General features: G+C 53.1%; 17 protein-coding genes. 8 read left to right on the top strand and 9 right to left on the bottom strand.

What is annotated here, in order from left to right; genetic code table 11:
• Nucleotides 1-135: 135 nt before the first annotated feature.
• Nucleotides 136-1,173, bottom strand: a complete 1,038-nt coding sequence (bamC, locus tag KP22_RS00795) for an outer membrane protein assembly factor BamC (protein WP_039321810.1) — start codon at nt 1,171-1,173, stop codon at nt 136-138.
• Nucleotides 1,174-1,189: 16 nt separating this feature from the next.
• On the bottom strand, nt 1,190-2,068 hold the full coding sequence (dapA, locus tag KP22_RS00790) for a 4-hydroxy-tetrahydrodipicolinate synthase (RefSeq protein WP_039301921.1): 879 nt from the start codon (nt 2,066-2,068) through the stop codon (nt 1,190-1,192).
• A gap of 439 nt (nt 2,069-2,507) precedes the next feature.
• Here dapA and KP22_RS00785 point away from each other — a divergent pair, with 439 nt between their 5' ends.
• From KP22_RS00785 to arsC, 4 genes are all read left to right on the top strand, one after another.
• Nucleotides 2,508-3,059, top strand: coding sequence for a glycine cleavage system transcriptional repressor (locus KP22_RS00785; RefSeq protein ID WP_039321807.1), 552 nt, complete (start codon nt 2,508-2,510; stop codon nt 3,057-3,059).
• Nucleotides 3,060-3,111: 52 nt separating this feature from the next.
• Nucleotides 3,112-3,579 (top strand): thioredoxin-dependent thiol peroxidase, encoded by a 468-nt coding sequence (gene bcp / locus KP22_RS00780; protein ID WP_039301917.1) that lies wholly within the window; start codon nt 3,112-3,114, stop codon nt 3,577-3,579.
• 169 nt (nt 3,580-3,748) lie between these two features.
• Nucleotides 3,749-5,212 carry a beta-barrel assembly-enhancing protease gene (gene bepA / locus KP22_RS00775; RefSeq protein WP_039321804.1) on the top strand — a complete coding sequence of 488 codons (1,464 nt, stop codon included), beginning with the start codon at nt 3,749-3,751 and terminating at the stop codon, nt 5,210-5,212.
• A gap of 14 nt (nt 5,213-5,226) precedes the next feature.
• The gene (gene arsC, locus KP22_RS00770) at nt 5,227-5,589 is read left to right on the top strand and encodes an arsenate reductase (glutaredoxin) (RefSeq protein ID WP_039301912.1); all 363 of its coding nucleotides are present in this window, start codon (nt 5,227-5,229) and stop codon (nt 5,587-5,589) included.
• 98 nt (nt 5,590-5,687) lie between these two features.
• Here arsC and hda read toward each other — a convergent pair whose 3' ends face one another.
• The 3 genes from hda to upp form a co-directional block, all read right to left on the bottom strand.
• Nucleotides 5,688-6,395, bottom strand: a complete 708-nt coding sequence (hda, locus tag KP22_RS00765; RefSeq protein ID WP_039302852.1) for a DnaA inactivator Hda — start codon at nt 6,393-6,395, stop codon at nt 5,688-5,690.
• 98 nt (nt 6,396-6,493) lie between these two features.
• On the bottom strand, nt 6,494-7,783 hold the full coding sequence (gene uraA, locus KP22_RS00760; RefSeq protein ID WP_039321801.1) for a uracil permease: 1,290 nt from the start codon (nt 7,781-7,783) through the stop codon (nt 6,494-6,496).
• Between the two features lie 205 nt (nt 7,784-7,988).
• Entirely contained in the window at nt 7,989-8,615 is a 627-nt protein-coding gene (upp, locus tag KP22_RS00755) for a uracil phosphoribosyltransferase (protein ID WP_039301909.1), read from the bottom strand.
• A 371-nt stretch (nt 8,616-8,986) separates the two neighbouring features.
• Here upp and purM point away from each other — a divergent pair, with 371 nt between their 5' ends.
• Nucleotides 8,987-10,024, top strand: coding sequence for a phosphoribosylformylglycinamidine cyclo-ligase (purM, locus tag KP22_RS00750; protein ID WP_039301906.1), 1,038 nt, complete (start codon nt 8,987-8,989; stop codon nt 10,022-10,024).
• Nucleotides 10,024-10,662, top strand: a complete 639-nt coding sequence (gene purN / locus KP22_RS00745; protein ID WP_039321798.1) for a phosphoribosylglycinamide formyltransferase — start codon at nt 10,024-10,026, stop codon at nt 10,660-10,662. The genes purM and purN overlap by 1 nt, the downstream gene beginning before the upstream one ends.
• A gap of 213 nt (nt 10,663-10,875) precedes the next feature.
• Here the strand turns inward: purN and KP22_RS00740 are convergent, their stop codons facing one another.
• The 4 genes from KP22_RS00740 to hydN are packed head-to-tail and all read right to left on the bottom strand — an operon-like array spanning nt 10,876 to nt 16,916.
• Nucleotides 10,876-11,898, bottom strand: a complete 1,023-nt coding sequence (locus KP22_RS00740) for a HoxN/HupN/NixA family nickel/cobalt transporter (protein WP_039321795.1) — start codon at nt 11,896-11,898, stop codon at nt 10,876-10,878.
• Entirely contained in the window at nt 11,864-14,140 is a 2,277-nt protein-coding gene (gene hypF, locus KP22_RS00735) for a carbamoyltransferase HypF (protein ID WP_209428684.1), read from the bottom strand. The genes KP22_RS00740 and hypF overlap by 35 nt, the downstream gene beginning before the upstream one ends.
• 23 nt (nt 14,141-14,163) lie before the next feature.
• The gene (fdhF, locus tag KP22_RS00730) at nt 14,164-16,314 is read right to left on the bottom strand and encodes a formate dehydrogenase subunit alpha (protein WP_039321789.1); all 2,151 of its coding nucleotides are present in this window, start codon (nt 16,312-16,314) and stop codon (nt 14,164-14,166) included.
• Between the two features lie 56 nt (nt 16,315-16,370).
• Entirely contained in the window at nt 16,371-16,916 is a 546-nt protein-coding gene (gene hydN, locus KP22_RS00725; RefSeq protein WP_039301896.1) for an electron transport protein HydN, read from the bottom strand.
• A gap of 541 nt (nt 16,917-17,457) precedes the next feature.
• On the opposite strand from hydN, the gene KP22_RS00720 reads away from it, so the two are divergent.
• Together KP22_RS00720 and hyfB are read left to right on the top strand one after the other, a co-directional pair.
• Nucleotides 17,458-18,078, top strand: a complete 621-nt coding sequence (locus KP22_RS00720; RefSeq protein ID WP_039321786.1) for a 4Fe-4S dicluster domain-containing protein — start codon at nt 17,458-17,460, stop codon at nt 18,076-18,078.
• 2 nt (nt 18,079-18,080) lie between these two features.
• The gene (hyfB, locus tag KP22_RS00715) at nt 18,081-20,096 is read left to right on the top strand and encodes a hydrogenase 4 subunit B (RefSeq protein WP_039301892.1); all 2,016 of its coding nucleotides are present in this window, start codon (nt 18,081-18,083) and stop codon (nt 20,094-20,096) included.

Here is a 20,096-nt window from a genome sequence, read left to right as displayed (position 1 = left end):
ACTCCACACAGTGAGGGTCAAAAAAAACGACCCGATATTTAACGCTTCCCCGAACGGTTGCCGATAGCGCCCGTTAATTCGGGTAGAGATTATTGAATGAAGAAGGGCCGGATAATCCGACCCTTGGTTTATGCGTTATTTACTGAACGCCGCCTGCAATACGGCCACCAGCGCATCGTTCTGCGACTGGGTTAGCGTATGCCCTTTGGAATCGATAAATTGCAGACTGCTGCGGTTATCTAAATCACCGACCTGCAATTTGTAATCACCGTTAGGCAGTTCAGGATTTTTCGCGCCCAGATCATCCCAGGTCCCGTCGCTCGGTGCGCGATACGTCACGGAGACAGAACCCTGTGGACGGCTGCGATCGTTAACCTTCATACCGATCTTGTCCAACGCGACAGGCAGACGATCCCACACGACGGTATATGGACCGCGTACAATCAGCAGCGGCAGACCCGTGTCATCCGCACCGCTCTGCACATCCAGCGAACCAATAGTGCGGTTTGCCAGTGCGTTTTCACGTGCGGTTGCCTGAGAATCGAGACCATTGCTGAGCGCATTCAGCATCAGGCCAGTGTAGCGTTGAGCCTGATCGCCTGTCGTCACCGGCTGTCCGTTTAACTGTAATCCCAGCAGTTTCACGATCAGAGCAACCTGATAACCCTGCTGCTGTACAGAAATCTGATAACGTCCTTGATACGGTACGTCTTCATCTTCACGCGGCCACGAGATCCAGTCGGTCGTCAGCGTTTGGCTGGCATCCTGACGGCTGGCAATAGTGAACGCTTTGTCTTGCAGCACGCGGATAACCTGAGACCAAAGCTGGCTGTTTTGCGCGCTGTTTTCTAACAACAGCGTTGCCGTGTCTCCTGAGATCTGGGTACGGGAACCATTCAACAAAGCCAATGGCTGTACTGGAGGACGAATATCCAACTCTTTGCCGACCGCGCCATTCTGGGTAACTGGCGGTATATCATAACCCCCGTTCTGCACCGGTAAAATCATCCCGGCAGGCGTATTCAGCGCGTGCTGCGCTGGCGCCTTCAGATAGGATTCATCGCCACTGACCTGACGCTTATAGCGCTGATCGCTGGAACAAGCCGCAAGCAACATCACGAGTGATAAGCCAACGACTTTCGCCACCATCGACTTTTGTAATGAATAACGCATTAAATCTCCCTAACGATTACAGCAAACCCGCTTGCTTAAGTGCTTGCCCCATCACCGTACGACCGGAATCAGTCAGCGGTGTCATCGGCAGGCGCAGCGTATCGGTCGCCATGAGTCCCAATTCCTTACAAGCCCATTTCACTGGGATAGGATTGGGTTCAACAAATAATTTCTGATGCAGTGGCATCAGGCGCTGATTTAAACGGCGCGCTTCGACAAAATTGCCCTGCTCCGCCAGCCTGCAAAGTTCAGCCATTTCACGCGCAGCGATATTCGCTGTCACGGAAATCACACCTTTACCGCCGAGTTGCATAAAGTCCAGACCGCTGGCGTCATCGCCGCTCAGCAAAATGAAGTCTTCACTAACCAGCTCTTGGATCTGGCTTACCCGACTTAAGTTCCCCGTCGCTTCTTTAATTGCGACAATATTTTTCACTTTGGACAAACGGGCAACGGTTTCTGGCAGCATGTCGCAGCCAGTGCGGGAAGGTACGTTATACAGGATTTGCGGCAGATCGGTATGTTCGGCGATTGCTTTGAAGTGCTGGTATAAGCCTTCCTGCGTCGGTCTATTGTAGTACGGTGTGACCGTCAGGCAGCCAACAACACCCGTGCCATGAAAGCGTTTGGTTAGTGAAACGCCTTCGGCGGTTGCATTAGCACCGGTTCCCGCGATAACAGGAATACGGCCATCGCTCAGTTCCAGCGTCATCATCACGACATCACCATGTTCGTCATGGCTCAGCGTGGCAGATTCACCCGTGGTGCCAACAGAGACAATCGCCGCTGTACCGCTAGCGACATGATAATCAATCAGTTTTTTCAAGCTCGCCCGATCGACAGCGCCTTTGGCGTCCATCGGCGTAACCAGCGCAACAATACTTCCCGTAAACATTGGCCATCCCCTCCACAAACAAGTGCTTCATGGTACTTTTGACCTCTATGCAAAAGCAAGCGGACAAGGGCGTTGTCGGCGTCTGACGCAGGTTTTTTTATGACGCAGCAAACGAAATTAAAAATGCTTCTGATGTTTTGGGGAAATAGGCTGGCAAGGATAGCCAAAATTGCTCCCGTTTTTTACGGTGGGCTATCCCTGCCCACCGCCCTTCGGGCCGCCGCAAGCGGCGTTAAAAATTGCTCCAGTTTTTTACGGCGGGCTATCCCTGCCCGCCGCCCTTCGGGCCGCCGCAAGCGGCGTTAAAAATTGCTCCAGTTTTTTACGGCGGGCTATCCCTGCCCGCCGCCCTTCGGGCCGCCGCAAGCGGCGTTAAAAATTGCTCCAGGCAATTTTTTATGTTTACCATGTATTCATGGGAAAAAAGACAGGAAGCATGATGTTGCCAAGCTCACAAGAACACTATCTGGTTATTACCGCGCTGGGGGTTGATCGCGCCGGTATTGTCAATGCGATTACCCGCCACGTCAGTAGCTGTGGCTGCAATATAGAAGATAGCCGTCTTGCCATGCTGGGCAAAGAATTCACGTTTATTATGCTGCTGTCCGGCAGTTGGAACGCGATAACGCTGATTGAATCTACCCTGCCGCTGAAAGGCGCAGAGATGGATTTGCTGATCGTGATGAAGCGGACGGAGTCACAGGCCAGTCAGCCAACGCCTTCCACCGTTTGGGTGAAAGTTGACGTTGCCGACTCCCCTCACATCATTGAGCGCTTTACCGATTTGTTCGATTCTCACCAGTTAAACATTGCCGAGCTGGTTTCCAAAACGCAGCCCGCCGAGGGTGGCAAACCGCCGCAGTTGTATATTCAGATTGCCGCACACAGTTCTGCTACGCTTGATAGCTCAATTATTGAGCCAGCCTTTCATCAGCTATGTACAGAACTGCACGCACAAGGCAGTATTAGCGTCGTTAACTATGCCCAATAGTCTATTTATGGGTATACCCACAGCATGAAGAGAAACAAGACGGAGAGTCGTGATGAACACACTGAAAGCCGGTGATATCGCACCGAAATTTAGCTTGCCCGACCAGGATGGCGAACAAGTAAATTTAACCGACTTCCAGGGACAGAAAGTGTTGGTGTATTTCTACCCTAAAGCGATGACGCCAGGATGCACCGTTCAGGCTTGCGGCCTGCGCGATAACATGGATGATTTGAAAAAACATGGTGTTGAAGTTCTCGGTATTAGCACGGACAAATCAGAAAAGCTGTCCCGTTTTGTCGAGAAAGAGGTTTTAAATTTCACGCTGCTTTCTGATGAGGATCATCAGGTTTCAGAAGAATTTGGCGTTTGGGGAGAGAAAACGTTCATGGGGAAAACCTATGACGGTATTCATCGCATCAGTTTCCTGATCGATGAAGACGGCAAGGTAGAGAAAGTTTTTGACGACTTCAAAACCAGCAACCACCACGACATCGTTCTCGATTATCTGAAAAGCGCCTGATTCGCGATTTTTAGATCGTTCACTGGCACCGTCATACGTGCCGGTTTTTCCTGCCTTTTTCTCTCTTCACCACGTTTTTCCCGTTCGGGCATTTCTTTGTCTGCCATCGCTGGCTAAGATAGTCGGCAGAATGCTTTCACATTAGCTGTTGATAAGGTTATCTTCCGTTATGTCTATTCGGTTAAGAAAAACGGTTATGTCCGTCCTGTTTGGTGCGCTACTGACTGGCAGCCTGCTTCCTGCTCAGGCCGACACGCAGGATCGGCTGCCGGATATCGGCACCACCGCAGGCGGTACGCTCAGTATCAATCAAGAGCTGGCGATGGGCGACTTTTACGTCCGTCAGTTACGAGCTGGTGCACCGCTTATCAACGATCCGCTGCTGTCCAATTACATTAATCAGCTCGGCAACAGATTGGTCAAACAGGCCGATTCAGTGCGTACACCGTTCCATTTTTATCTGATCCGTAATGACGACATTAACGCCTTCGCCTTCTTCGGCGGCAATGTGGTACTGCATTCCGCCCTGTTCCGCTATGCCGATAGCGAGAGCGAACTGGCCTCGGTACTGGCGCATGAAATCTCTCACGTAACCCAGCGCCATTTGGCGCGCAGCATGGAATCACAGCAGCGCAGCGCCCCGCTCACCTGGGTCGGCGCACTCGGTTCCATCCTGCTGGCGATGGCTAACCCACAGTTGGGAATGGCAGCACTCAGCGGTACGCTGGCTGGCGCGCAGCAAGGGATGATTACCTTCACGCAGTCGAATGAACAAGAGGCCGATCGCATCGGGATTCAAGTGTTGCAGCGCGCGGGTTTTGATCCGCAAGCCATGCCGAATTTCCTGCAAAAGCTGGCTGATCAATCGCGTTATGCTTCCAGACCACCGGAAATGCTGCTGACTCACCCATTGCCGGAAAGTCGCCTGTCTGATGCCCGTAACCGTGCCAACCAGATGCGCTCAACGCCGGTGCAGTCTTCTCAGGATTTCTTGTTCGCCAAAATACGCACCTTTGGTATGTATGGCTCACCGGATCGCCCACTAAACGACGATGTGCTGGTGCAATGGGAGAAGGGGAACGTGCGGGAACAGTTGGCCGCGAAGTATGGCCGTGCGATTCAGTTTTATCAGGCGAAGAAGTACGATGAAGCGCGTAATGTGCTGCAACCACTACTAAGCAGCGCACCTGACAATCCATGGTTTCTGGATATGATGACCGATATCGATCTGGGACTAAATCGTGCTGCGCAGGCCATCGTCCGTTTACAAAACGTACCCGGAATACAGGCTAATCCGGTTCTTCAGCTTAACCTTGCCAATGCCTATGTGGAAGGTAAACAGCCTGCTGCTGCCGGCAAAATATTGTATCGCTACACCTATGCGCACCCTGACGATCCGAACGGTTGGGATCTACTGGCGCAAACCGCCGCAGCCCAAGGACAGCGCGCAGAAGAGTTGGCCGCACGCGCAGAGAGTCTGGCGCTTAACGGTCAGCTCGATCAATCTATTAGGTTACTGAGCAACGCGAGTTCACTGGTCAAATTGGGGAGTCTGGAGCAGGCGCGTTACGACGCCCGCATCGACCAGATCCGCCAGTTGCAGCAGCGTTTCCGCCAGTACCAAAAATCCTGATAAGGAGCATAACGATGACACAGCCTTCATCCGTGACGCTTTACCACAACCCGCGCTGTTCCAAGAGCCGTGAAACGCTGGCGCTGCTGCAAGAGCACAATATTACTCCTGACGTCGTGCTCTATCTCGACACGCCGCCCAATGCCGCGACGCTGGCTCAGCTTATCCAGCAGTTAGGCTTTAGTAGCGCGCGCGAGTTGATGAGAGCCAAAGAAGAGATTTATCAGCAGTTGGGATTGTCTGACGCCACGCTGACAGAAGCGCAGCTTATTCAGGCGATGGTCGATAACCCGAAGCTTATCGAACGCCCTATCGTCGTGGCACAGGGGGAGGCACGCATTGGCCGCCCACCGGAGAAGGTGCTGGAAATTCTGTAGTTGTGAATGAGTGTTGTGGATGATGGTTGTGAAAGATAGTTGCGAGCGGTAGTCGTCAGCGATCGTGATCTACGATCTTCAACTATATCGCTCTCCAGCTATAGCCCGAGGATCTCTTTCACAAAGGGAATGGTCAGCTTGCGCTGTGCAGTGATGGAAGCATGGTCAAGCTGATCGAGCGTCATAAATAACGTGCGCATTTCCCGATCCAAACGCTTAAGCAGAAAACGGCTCACGTCTTCCGGCAACTCGAATCCGCGCAGTCTGGCTCGCAGTTGTAGCGCCTCCCCCTTCTCATCATCCGACAACGGTTGCAGCTTGTAGATTTGTCCCCAGTCGAGACGAGAAGCCAGATCGGGCAGACGTAAATTCAACTGACGCGGCGGACGATCGCCGGTAATTAACAGCCGGGCTCGCCCTGTTTCCTGAACGCGGTTGTACAGATTAAATACCGCCATTTCCCACTCTTCATCGCCCGCAATCGATTCGATGTTATCGATACAGACCAGCGCCAACTGTTCCATGCCTTCCAGCACGTCCGGCACAAAGTAGGCACGTTTATCTAACGGTACATAGCCCACCGCACGTTCCTGACGCGACAGTTCGGCGCAGGCAGCATGCAATAGATGGCTACGCCCTCCCCCTTCGCGTGACCAGAAATAGATATAGCTACCATGTTCCTGATACAAAGCATTATTGACGGCGGCAAGAAGAGACGCATTTTCCCCCGGATAGAAACTGGCAAAGGTTTCGTCATCGGGTAAGTAGAGTGGCAATGAAAGCTGTGCCGGCGTGTTCAGAATCACCTCAAGCAAAACGGGCAAGAAATCGGATCAAGTTTATCACAGAAACCAGGTTCTGTTGAGGCGCTATACGCACGGCCTCAACAGGGAGAATGCTGTGATTAGGAACGCGCGTCGTTCTCTTCCGGTGCATCAAGGATCTCTTCGTCTTTACGGAACAGACTGATGACCTTAAACACCAGACTCATACCGATACCGACAACCGTCGCTAGCGCCATGCCTTTCAACTCGGTCGAGCCGAGATGCACTTTCGCGCCGCTGACGCCGATGATCAGAATCACGGAGGTCAGGATCAGGTTTTGTGCTTTGTTGTAATCCACTTTGGATTCAATCAGCACGCGAATACCGGAAGCACCGATCACGCCGTACAGCAGCAGCGACACGCCGCCCATTACAGGAACCGGTACAGCCTGAATCGCCGCGGCCAGTTTGCCTATGCAAGAGAGTAGTATCGCGAGGATCGCGGCACCGCCGATAACCCAGGTGCTGTACACTTTGGTAATCGCCAGCACCCCGATGTTTTCACCATAGGTCGTATTCGGTGTGGAACCGAAGAAGCCGGACAGCACGGTAGAAATTCCGTTGGCGAACATGGAACGGTGCAGCCCCGGATCGCGCATCAGATCTTTCTTCACGATATTCGCCGTCACAACCAGGTGACCAACGTGTTCCGCAATCACCACCAGCGCAGCAGGCAGAATCGCCAGAATAGCAAACCACTCAAAACGCGGCGTATAGAATGTCGGCATCGCGAACCAGTGCGCTTCACGAATTGGGGTCAAATCAACGACGCCCAGCGCGAACGACAACGCATAACCAGCCAGTACCCCGATCAGAATCGGGATGATGGCCAGAAAGCCGCGAAACAGCACCGATCCCAGAATGGTGATCGCCAGCGTCGCCAGTGAAATCGTCACTGCGGTGGAGTCAACAGATGCTCCATCGGCAGGCAACAGCCCAGCCATTCCTGCCGCCACACCCGCCAGCTCAAGACCGATAACGGCGACAATCGCCCCCATCGCCGCAGGCGGAAACAGCACATTCAGCCAGCCAGTACCCGCTTTCTTAACAATCAACGCCACCAAACAGAACAACACGCCACACATGATGAAACCACCCAGCGCAACTTCATACCCCAGCGGCAACAGCAGTAAAACAGGGGAAATGAACGCGAAGCTTGAGCCCAAATACGCCGGGATTTTTCCCTTACAAATGAATAAATAAAGCAGCGTCCCCACACCGTTGAATAACAGCACGGTTGCCGGATTGATCTTGAACAGAATGGGTACCAGAACGGTAGCACCAAACATCGCGAACAGATGCTGGAAACTCAACGGGATGGTTTGTAACAAGGGGGGTCGTTCACTCACCCCGATGGCGCGACGAGTCATCTTCAATATCCTCTGTAGTGTTGTGCAGGTAGAGCCGCACTTCTTATCACAGCCAGACTCACCCCGCCCCACCGTAGTGAAGCAGGATGATGTTGACTGCTGATGTAATAAAAGAACGCGTGTGACGTAATACTGGTTATGGCGAACCATAGGAAATGCTTAGGTTTGCGCCAAAAAAAAGCCGACTATAAAGTCGGCTTACCTGTTATTTCGTACCAAATATTTTATCGCCCGCATCACCCAGACCCGGCATGATGTAACCCTGCTCGTTGAGGCCTTTATCGATCGATGCCGTGTACAGCTCAACATCCGGGTGGGCTTTCTCCAGTGCGGCAATCCCTTCCGGCGCCGCAACCAACACCAGTACCTTAATACTGTTACAACCTGCTTTTTTCAGCAAATCGATCGTGGCGATCATTGAACCACCGGTTGCCAGCATCGGGTCAACAACCAGCGCCATGCGCTCTTCGATATTGGAAACCAGTTTCTGGAAATAAGGAACAGGCTCCAGCGTCTCTTCATCACGGTAGATGCCGACAACGCTGATACGCGCACTAGGGACATTTTCCAGCACGCCTTCCATCATGCCCAATCCTGCACGCAGAATCGGTACGACGGTAATTTTCTTGCCTTTGATCTGATCGACCTCTACCGGACCGCACCAGCCATCAATGGTGACTTTTTCAGTTGCCAGGTCAGCCGTCGCTTCGTAAGTCAGCAAACTTCCCACTTCGGAAGCCAGCTCACGAAAACGCTTCGTGCTAATATCGTTCTCACGCATCAGACCCAGTTTATGTTTGACGAGTGGGTGTTTCACCTCGACGATCTTCATCATTATCTCCCCATCGGCTAGTGGACGGACAAAAAACGCTAAACGCGTTTTAAACACCGCTTGCGGCGGCCCGCAGGGCGGCGGGCATGAGAGCCCGTCGTAAAAAAAATCGCGGGATTATACCGCCTTTTTTACTTAGCGCCATACGATTAAGCCTGATCCAGATCAACCGAGAAGAGAAATTGTCGCCATTAACGAAAAATAGCCAGTCGATGACTCATCACTCGCAAACGATTGCCTACACTGTTAGAATTGGCGCGCATTATTTTTATCACAGTATGTTTTCCAAATACCGTGTTTTCTGAATGCCATGTTTTTTTAATACAAGTCTGTTTTTGAATACAACCCGTAACCTTCGTGGGGACTCAGCAGTGACCGACAAAACCTCTCTCAGCTATAAAGACGCAGGCGTGGATATCGATGCGGGTAATGCATTGGTAGACCGTATCAAAGGTGTAGTGAAACAGACTCGTCGCCCGGAAGTTATGGGTGGATTGGGTGGTTTCGGTGCCTTGTGCGCCTTACCGCAAAAATACCGCGAACCGATTCTGGTTTCCGGCACTGACGGAGTCGGCACTAAACTGCGCCTGGCGATGGATCTGAAGCGCCACGATACGATTGGTATCGATCTGGTTGCGATGTGCGTGAACGACCTGGTCGTCCAGGGTGCCGAACCGCTGTTCTTCCTCGACTATTACGCAACGGGCAAGCTGGATGTCGACACCGCTGCCAGCGTAATTACGGGTATCGCGGAAGGCTGTAAACAATCAGGCTGCGCGCTGGTCGGTGGTGAAACTGCCGAAATGCCGGGTATGTATCACGGTGAAGACTATGATGTTGCCGGCTTCTGCGTCGGTGTCGTAGAAAAATCAGAAATCATCGATGGCAGCAAAGTTCAGCACGGTGATGTTCTGGTTGCCCTCGCGGCCAGCGGCCCACACTCCAATGGTTATTCACTGGTACGCAAAGTGCTTGAAGTTAGCAAGACCGATCCAGAACAGTTCGAGCTGGAGGGCAAATCGCTGGCCGATCACCTGTTGGCACCGACCAAAATCTACGTGAAATCTATCCTGTCTCTGATTGAGAAAGTGGACGTCCACGCCATTTCTCACCTGACTGGCGGCGGTTTCTGGGAAAATATCCCACGCGTGTTGCCAGAAGGCATGCAGGCAACTATCGACGAATCCAGCTGGCAATGGCCTGCGGTTTTCAACTGGCTGCAACAGGCCGGTAATGTTAGCCGCCACGAAATGTATCGTACTTTCAACTGCGGTGTTGGTATGATCATCGCACTGCCAGCCGAACAGGCAGACGAGGCCGTTGCATTACTCAACAGCAGCGGCGAAAACGCATGGAAAATCGGCGTCATTACCCAAACCGATGCCGGAGACGCAGTGGTTATTAACTGATGAAAAACATCGTTGTCTTGGTTTCAGGTCATGGAAGCAACTTACAGGCGTTGATTGACGCCTGTAAGAATGGGCGCCTTAAAGGAAATATCGTCGCCGTATTCAGTAATAATGCGGAGGCTTATGGATTAGTACGCGCACAGAATGCCGCGATCCCTACCTGCGCCCTGAATCCTGAAGACTTTGCCGACCGCGCCGCATTTGATGCGGCACTGGCAAACGCAATTGAGCAATATGAGCCGGCGCTCGTGGTCTTAGCGGGCTACATGCGAATCCTCAGCCCGGAATTTGTTGCTCAGTTTGCAGGTAAAATGCTGAATATTCACCCGTCCCTGCTGCCGAAATATCCTGGACTGCATACGCACCGTAAGGCGCTGGAAAATGGCGATCGGGAACACGGTACGTCCGTTCATTTTGTCACTGATGAACTGGATGGCGGTCCGTTGATTCTGCAAGCGAAGGTGCCTGTATTTAATGACGATACGGAAGAAAGCCTGAGCGAACGCGTTAAAACGCACGAGCACACGATTTATCCGATGGTCATTAACTGGTTCCTGAACGGTCGGCTGGTGATGCGTAATAATGAAGCCTGGCTGGACAGCGTGCGCATCCCACCACAGGGCTATGCCGCCGAGTAATATTGTCGGTTTATCATAGTGGTAAGGCTCTCCTACAACGCCTTACCACTTTCGTCTTACCCTGACCCAAAAAATTCCCGTAGCTAAATCAGCTCCCGCAGCTCGATAACAGCAGCCGCAAGTCATGAACGCAGAAATGCTGTCACCGTTAAAACCCGATCGGGCCTTCTGCCGCCGCTGGCAAAAAATGCGACCCATGTAGAACAAGCGATACTAGCTTACCACCAATGAATCATAGCCTTTCCAGCGATAAATCAGCATTGATATGCACCAGAAGACAACGAATATACCAATCACGATAAAGCCGACATTGCCAAGGCTATCATTGAGGCCGCTGACCACAGCCCATGCCCCACCTTGCAAATCAAACTTATCCACCAGCAGCCCCAAAGCCTCAAGACCGCCAATAAATAGAGCCACTACCACCGAAGCGCCGGTGATAGTCATGTTGTAATACAGTTTGCGCTGTGGTTTGTTAAATGCCCATCCATATGCGCCTACCATCAGGATATTGTCCAGGGTATCGATCAGCGCCATACCGCTGGCGAATAAGGCTGGAAAAATCAGAATTGACCAGATGGATACACCGAGAGAGGCGCTGGCCGCGGAGATACCCAGTACACCAATCTCCGTCGCGGTATCGAAGCCCAACCCAAACAAAAAACCGACCAGATACATATGCCAGCTTTTATCGACCATCCGAAAGGTGGAGCGGAAGAGCCAACTCATCATCCCGCCAGAAGCGCCCATCTCATCACGGTTTTGCAGCGGTTCACCACGTTTTAAGGCTCGAAAATTTCGCCAGACGCCGCGCAAAATAACCAGATTCACCAGCGCCATCGCCAACAGGAAAAAGGCAGAAACCGATGTTCCGATAATGCCGCCGACATCGTGAAACCACGCGATATCTTTCTGAAACGCCGCCGCTGTCGCCGCAATCGCTACTGTAGCCAAGATCACAATCGTGGAGTGCCCGAGTGAAAACCAGGCTCCTACCCCTAACGGACGCTGTCCCTGCTGCATCATTTTACGGGTAACGATATCAATCGCGGCAATATGGTCGGCATCCACCGCGTGCCGCAAACCGTAAGACCAGGCCAGCAAGCAAGCCGCTATCAGTGCACCATTATTCTGGAATACAACCAGTGCCCAGCACCATGAAACAAGATTTGCCGATAACAGCACTATTAACAGCATCGCGCTACGGGGATGGTTGCGCAGAACGGGAAGTAACATCAAGTTTATCCTTTATAGTCGATTGTAACTGTGCGGCGGCTATCACCGCCTGCCCCAAAGAAATTGAACCATCGCCAGCAGGCAGTCGCGTAGGTAACAGCACGTTAAGGCCATCAAGGCGAGACACCAGCCGCTGACATAACAGCCTGTTGTGGAACACACCGCCCGCGCAGGCGACGGTACCGATATTCAGTCGTTGTGCATGATGCCGGACCAGAGAAGCCAGCCCAGTTGCCAGCACGTCATGGAAAGCCCATGCTCTGGCTTCTGGCTCCGCACGCCAGTTCAACCACTGCTGCCAGAAGGTCACCATATCCAGTTGACCCGCAACGCAGGGCAGCGTTATCGGATGATCAACCCCGCCACACCGCGTAGCCATTGCCTCCAGCCGCCCAGCCGCCTCTCCTTCATAGTGTTGAACCTCAGCCGAACACCCCAGCGCTGCTGCCGCAGCATCAAAAAGCCGCCCAGCGGACGATGCGGTAGGAGAATTGATCCCCCGTGCGATCGCTTTGGCCAGAGGCTCCCAAGGATGACGGCGAACGCTATCCGTTTCCGGTAGAGTCTCCCAGTCAGGAACGAAAGCCAGGCAGTGCGCCAGCAAATTGCGCCACGGCTGCCGTGCAGCCAGATCGCCCCCCGGCAGAGCGACCGACGGTAACCCGCCCAATCTCTCGCAGACGCGGTAATCCACCTTCAGGCACTCTCCGCCCCAAAGCTGTCCTTCAGCCCCCATTCCCACGCCATCCAGCGCCAGACCAATAACGGCTCCGCCGTCCAACGGCCAACCGTGTTCGGCCAGACAGGCAGCAATGTGGGCGTGGTGATGCAAAACGTAGTGGCACGGCAACGCCATCTGCTGCCCCAATCGGAGAGAGTGATAACCGGGGTGGGCATCCACCACGACCTGCTGAGGAGTGAAGTCATAAACCCGGCACATCAGATCAAGCGCACGGTGCCACTGAGATTCAACGCCATCGTCGCTTAAATCGCCCAGATGCTGGCTCAATACCGCACTCTCGCCACGCACCAGACAGAACGTGTTTTTCAGGTCCGCACCCAAACACACGATAGGCGGGATATTCTTGAAGCCAGAAGGCAAGGCGATCGCATCCGGTACAAACCCTCTGGCTCGTCGTATCATCATGCCGCGCGTATCCAGCAGCGAATCGTCCATGCGCTGCGTAATATCCCGATTGTGCATTAGCCAACCGTCGGCAATACCAGCCAGTTCACTCAACGCCTGTTCATTGGTTAGCGCTGGAGGACGCCCACTGAGGTTTCCAGACGTCATCACCAGCGGACGTCCGATACCCTGCATCAGCAGATGCTGTAATGGGTTAGATGGCAACATAACCCCCACGTCATTCAGGCCGGGGGCGATGTCTTTGCTAAGGAAGCCCATTATCCGCTTGTCTACCAGAACAATTGGCGCTGCCGGGCTACTTAACCGCGCTGCCGTCAACGTGGGCAGGCCGCTGGCATTTTCCACCATCACTGCCAGCGGTTTCGCTGGACGGTGTTTACGTAAACGCAACAACCGGACAGCCTCATTATTTTGGGCATCGCAGGCCAAATGAAAACCACCAATCCCCTTGATCGCAACAATTCCCCCGGCCTGCAACATTGCTACCGCAGCCTGAAGAGCCGCTTCCCCCTCACAACGTCGATCAACCGTCTGCCAAAAGACATGAGGGCCGCAATCCGGGCAGGCCACTGGCTGGGCGTGAAAACGTCGATCCCGGGGATTACGGTATTCCGACTCACAGGCTGGACAAAGCGGAAACGCCGCCATCACCGTCAACGCGCGGTCATAGGGCATAGCATGAATAATGGTAAAACGCGGCCCGCAGTGAGTGCAGTTAATGAAGGGATAGCGATAGCGCCGCTGCGCCGGATCGTTCATTTCAGCGAGACAAGATGGGCAGGTAGCGGCATCCGGTGCTATCTGGGTATTCATGGTGCCGCCATGACTGGGGCGAATGGTAAAATCCGTCGGTAACGCTTTCCAGCACATGACAGACTGCTCCAGCGCATCAATACGCGCCAGCGGCGGACACTGTGTATGAAGCGCATCGATAAACGCCTGCGGTGCCGCTATCAGGCGAATCTGCACGCCAGCGCCATCATTACAGACATCGCCATACAGATGCATCTGCTTCGCCAGTTGCCAGACCCAGGGGCGAAAGCCAACCCCCTGAACCTTGCCCCGAATACTCAGCACCGCGCCAGTGTTATCCATTGCGCCCCGCATGTCCCCTTGCTTCAATGCGCCACGGCGGCGCGCAGGCGGGCTTTCATATCGTTATAGGACGTACTGGCAAAGTCTTCCGCCCAGCGCTGATCCTCAATCACATCCACCTTCGCCGCGCAGTACTTGGTTTCCGGTGTTTTGGATATCGGATCCAGATTCTCCTGAGTCAATTCATTACAGGCACCGATCCACCACTGGTAGGTCATGTAGATAGTGCCTTTATTGATGCGCTCGCTGATATCAGCACGACTAATCACTTTACCGCGGCGTGAACTGACCCAGACCAGATTGTTATCCTTAATCCCCAGTCGATTCGCATCTTGCGGGTTCATCTGCACACGCCCCGGTTCATCTGCCAGCGCCTGTAGCGCAGCACAATTGCCCGTCATAGAACGACAGGAATAATGTCCAACTTCACGAACGGTGCACAACACCAGCGGGTACGCGTCATCCGGCACTTCCGCTGGCGCACGCCACTGCGTGGCAAACAGCTTGCCTTTGCCGGTCGGTGTATCAAAGCGGCTGTCCTGATACAGATAGGGCGTCCCTGGGTGATCCAACGTCGCACACGGCCACTGAATATGGCCCATATCGCCCATTTTTTCGTAGGTGACGCCATAGAACAACGGGCAAAGGCTGCGCATTTCGTCCCAAATCTGCTGGTTATCAGCATAATGCATCGGGTAGCCCATTTCGCTGGCGATCAGGCTGATAATCTCCCAGTCGCGTTTTACATTGCCTTTCGGCTCAATCGCTTTTTCAAAACGTTGGAAACCACGATCCGCACAGGTAAATACGCCGCCGTGTTCACCCCAAGAGGTAGCTGGCAGCAGTACGTCAGCCACTTCAGCGGTTTTGGTCATGAAGATGTCCTGAACCACCAGAAAATCCAGCGCTTCGACCCCTCTACGAACCAGGCTAAGATCGGCCTCGGTCTGTAACGGGTCTTCTCCCATGATGTAGTAGGCTTTGATTTTCCCTTCCAGCGCCATATGTGGCACTTCGGTGATGCGGGTTCCGATGTTTTCATCCATCACCGCCGGTGAAATTCCCCAGGCATCAGCAAACTTCGCGCGGACATCGGGATCCGTTACAGACTGGTAGCCGGGGAACATGTTAGGCAGTACCCCCATATCGCAGGCCCCCTGCACATTGTTCTGGCCTCTAATCGGGCCGACGCCCACATTTTCGCGACCTAAATTACCGGTCAACAGCGCCAGCCCCGCCAGCCCACGAACAACGTCAACAGCCTGACCGAACTGGGTGACACCCATTCCCCACATAATGGTCGCTGACGGCGCAGCCGCGAAGGTTCTCATTGCCTGACGCACGTCAGCCGCCGACACACCGGTGAGATGTTCGACCGCTTCCGGCGCATAGTCCTTGACGATTTCGCGGTAGGTGTCTAGCCCCTCGGTAAAGCGGTCAACATAGTGCTGGTTGTAGAGTTTTTCTTCCAACAGGACATAGCCGAACGCATTCACCAATGCCATGTTGCTACCGTTGTTCAACTGGAGGTGCTGATCGGCAATACGCGCTGCCTCGATACGGCGCGGGTCGCAAACAATGATTTTGGCCCCATTCTGATGAGCCTTCACCACGCGACGAGCCACAATCGGATGCGAGTCCGCGCTGTTGTAACCAAAGATCAGCAGACATTTAGAATTTTCGATATCGCTGATGGAGTTACTCATCGCGCCATTACCCAGTACTTCCTGAAGCCCGGCCACGGAAGGGCCGTGACAAACGCGTGCGCAGCAGTCCACGTTATTGGTGTTGAGCACCGCACGGGCAAATTTCTGCATCACGTAGTTTGTTTCATTACCCGTACCGCGTGATGACCCCGTGGTCATAATGGAGCGCGGGCCATATTTCGCTTTAATCTCGCTAAAACGCTGTGCGGTATAGCGGATAGCTTCGTCCCAGGAAACGGGAGTCAGTCGCCCCCCTTTCTCATAGCGGATCATGGGTTGCGTCAGGCGGGGAGTCAGCAGTTGGGTGTCATTGAGAAAATCCCACCCGTAGTACCCTTTCAGGCACAGTTCATTCTGGTTCGTGACGCCGTCAGCCGCTTCGGCTCGGATAATTTTGTTGTCTTCAACAACAAGTTTGAGTTTGCAGCCCGCACCGCAGTACGGACATACACTAGTGATCTTTTTCATTAATAACAGGCCTGTTAAAAGTGAAAGAATTCGGGCCTGACCGAAGTCAGGTATCGTCAGAAATTCAGGATTTCAATCGAATTGAGCGCGGCACGGCGACGTTTTTCGACGTTCATGTATTCCAGCTTATCTCTGTCAATACAGACAATGGCATTCGTCGGACAGACGTTGATACATGCAGGGCCTTCCACATGACCCTCACAAAGATCACATTTGTTGGCTTCCACCTTGTATGACAGGAACGATTCATCGGTGATCCTTTTCTTCGTCACCGGGCGGGAAACCACTTCCATGACACCGTAGGGGCAGGCAACAACACAGGTTTTACAGCCGATGCAACGCGCCTGCTGGACATGTATGAAATTTTTTTCACGAGTAATCGCCCCATTCGGACAGACATTGGCGCAGGGGGCATCTTCGCACTGCCGGCACATGACGGCCGTTGAAACATTCGCCCCTTTGATGACGTGAATGCGGGGTAAAAAGCTTTCCGGCGTCAGGGAGGCGCAATCCTGCGCTTCCTGATGCGACACGACACAGGCCACTTCGCAAGTGCGACAGCCTATACATTTGCTCGAATCAACAATGACAAAACGGTTCATCATATTCTCCGACTACGAGGTTATTTTTTTAATCGTACTTAGTCAGGTATGCATAAAACGCGCCAATTAATAACAATATGTTTTTAATCTGTTTTTTTTAAATAACATTGTCAAAATTAGCGATTTCGACACTTATGACGATGCGAGACACAAGAATACAAGCAAAGAATAGGATCCTGATTCATCCTGACCAATGCCCATATTCTTTATGTGATTACTCATAGTCCAGGTGTGAAAACGTTGATGCTTGTCAGGCTGATTTTATTTATCTTCACATTTTTGCAGAGTTTTTCTGTACTTCCCGACTAAGAGAAACCACGCCACGGTTTTGCCACTCCATCAGCAATCGCCCCCTACTTTTCACTGTCACACACATAGACAAAAGTGACGATATTCAAGATATGACGTTCGACACTCTCGGCATTTTTCGCTCAAATAAAACATAACCAATTGAATAAAAAAGAAATAAAATAATGGTACGGATTGTGCTTATGGTGCAGGTAATGATTTACTTTCCGTCGTCTGAACCTGAGGACTGAACATGAACCGCTTTGTTATTGCGGACCCTGAGATCTGTATTGGGTGTAATACCTGCATGGCCGGATGTACGTCAGTACATAAAGCACAGGGGTTACAGGGACTCCCCCGACTAACCGTGGTGAAAACTGGGGATAAAACTGCCCCGTTAATGTGCCGCCAGTGCGAAGATGCCCCCTGCGCCCGCGTCTGTCCGGTAAATGCTATTACGCATGAAAACGCAGCCATTGTGCTGAATGAAAGTCTGTGTATCGGCTGTAAACTCTGCGGGCTGGTTTGCCCTTTCGGCGCAATTACTCCGTCCGGCAGCACGTCGGTTAATACCCCTGCTCTGCTACAAAACGTGATTCCCGAAGCGTTGCTACGTGACGTTCCCGGTAGCGCGCCCGGTACTAACCCTTTTATCGCCTGGAACGCCGGTATTCGCACCATCGCGGTGAAATGCGATCTATGTGATTTCCAAGATACGGGTCCTGAATGTATCCGGGTCTGTCCGACCAAATCCATCTCTCTGGTGGATAGCCAATCCATCAGCACCAACAGCCAATCCAGACGTTTGAAAACCCTGCTGTCATCCTTTCATGAACGGGGTTTCATGTCCGTGCAGCAGGAAGGGGGCGAATAATCATGGATTCACTTCAGTTGCTTCAGTGGTCTGCGATCTGTTACCTCACTGGCGCAGCGTTATCCCTGCTCATGGCGCGCAAAGAAAATGCGTCAATCATCATCGCCGCCATTACCGCTATCTGCGGGGGCGTACTGGGGTTATGCAGCGCAATACCCGTATTGTTGAGCGGGCAGATTCAGCTATACGCTACGCAGGGCCTATTTCACTTTGCTGCCTTTACTGTGCGTCTCGATATGTTGGCCGCCTTTATGGTGACGGTCATCTCGCTGCTCGTCACAGTCTGCTCGCTCTACTCCATCGCCTATGTCCGTGAATATGTAGGACGAGGTGCCGGCAGTATGGGGGGCTTTATGAATCTGTTCATCGCGTCCATGGTGGGTCTGGTCGTGATGGATAATGCGTTCTACTTCATCATCCTGTTTGAAGCCATGTCGCTAGCCTCCTGGTTTCTGGTTATTTCTGAACAGGATCGTGAATCCGTAAGCGCTGGCCTGCTCTACTTCTTTATTGCCCATGTCGGATCGGTGCTGATCATGATCGCGTTCTTCCTCATGTGGAGAGAAAGCGGCAGCTTGGATTTTGCGGCATTCCGCCGGTTATCGCTCTCCCCAGTGCTGTCCTCAGTCGTCTTTCTGCTGGCCTTTTTCGGTTTCGGTGCCAAAGCGGGCATGCTGCCATTGCACAGCTGGCTGCCGCGCGCCCACCCAGCAGCACCGTCTCACGCCTCCGCGTTGATGTCCGGCGTCATGGTGAAAATAGGCATCTTCGGCATCATCAAAGTGGGTATCGATCTGCTGGTGGTTCCACAACTGTGGTGGGGGATTGTGGTACTGACATTCGGATCTGTTTCCGCCGTACTGGGTGTGCTGTATGCGCTGGCAGAGCACGACATTAAGCGCCTGCTAGCCTGGCATACCGTCGAAAACGTCGGGATCATTTTGATGGGTGTAGGCGTAGGGATAGTCGGCATCGCCACTCAGAACCAGGTATTAGCTACGCTCGGCTTGCTGGGCGCACTCTATCATCTGCTGAATCACGCCGTGTTTAAAGGGCTGCTGTTTTTAGGCGCTGGTGCCGTCATCTACCGCCTGCATACCCATGATATGGAAAAAATGGGTGGCCTCGGCAAACTCATGCCTAAAACCGCATTGGCCTTTCTGATTGGCTGTATGTCCATCTCCGCCCTGCCGCCGCTCAATGGCTTTATCAGTGAATGGTACACCTACCAGTCACTGTTCAGCATGAGCCACGACGGCAATGTTCTAATGCGCCTAAGTGCACCCGTGGCCATTGTGATGCTGGCCATTACGGGGGCATTAGCCGCGATGTGCTTCGTCAAGGTCTATGGCATCAGTTTTTGCGGCGCACCACGCAGCGGGGTAGCCAGTCAGGCCCGTGAAGTACCGTGGCAAATGACGTTATCCATGTTGCTGCTGGCACTGTGCTGCGTAGCGCTCGGCCTTGGTGCAAGCAAGGTAGCACCCATTATTGCTCAGGTTGCGATGTCGCTGAACGGTGCTCAGGACGTGGCAGTCGCTCAGGGAAACCTGCTGATTCCGGCTCAGGCCGAGCAGGCGATGTTCTCCCCAGCACTCGTCTTTATCCTGCTCATCGCGTTGCCAGTGCTGCCACTCTTGATCTGGTTATTCCTGAAAGGTAATCGTCCCGCGTTTCGCCGCCATGGTGACCCATGGGCGAGTGGTTACGCCTGGGAACCGCAGATGGCCGTCTCGGCCAGCGGCTTTACGCAACCGCTGCGCGCGATGTTCAGCGGGCTCTATCGCATGCGTCAGCGGCTTAATCCAGCCCCTCAGCTATCCAGAGCACTGCAAGGTATCACTCAAGGAGCCACCATCATCGAGCCATTTTGGGATGAAAAAATCATTTACCCGCTGGTGCGTCTGGTACGACGTATTGGCGCACAGCTACGGCGATTACAGGGCGGCGACTTCCGCCTCTATTGTCTGTACGTGGTTGCAGCACTGACCGTACTGCTGTTGATTGTCGCGGTGTGA

It is taken from the genome of Pectobacterium betavasculorum (genome assembly GCF_000749845.1).
In the GTDB taxonomy this organism is placed as follows: Bacteria; Pseudomonadota; Gammaproteobacteria; order Enterobacterales; family Enterobacteriaceae; genus Pectobacterium; species Pectobacterium betavasculorum.
Note: the sequence above shows the minus strand (reverse complement) of the source record. Positions and strands in the feature narration are given on the sequence as shown.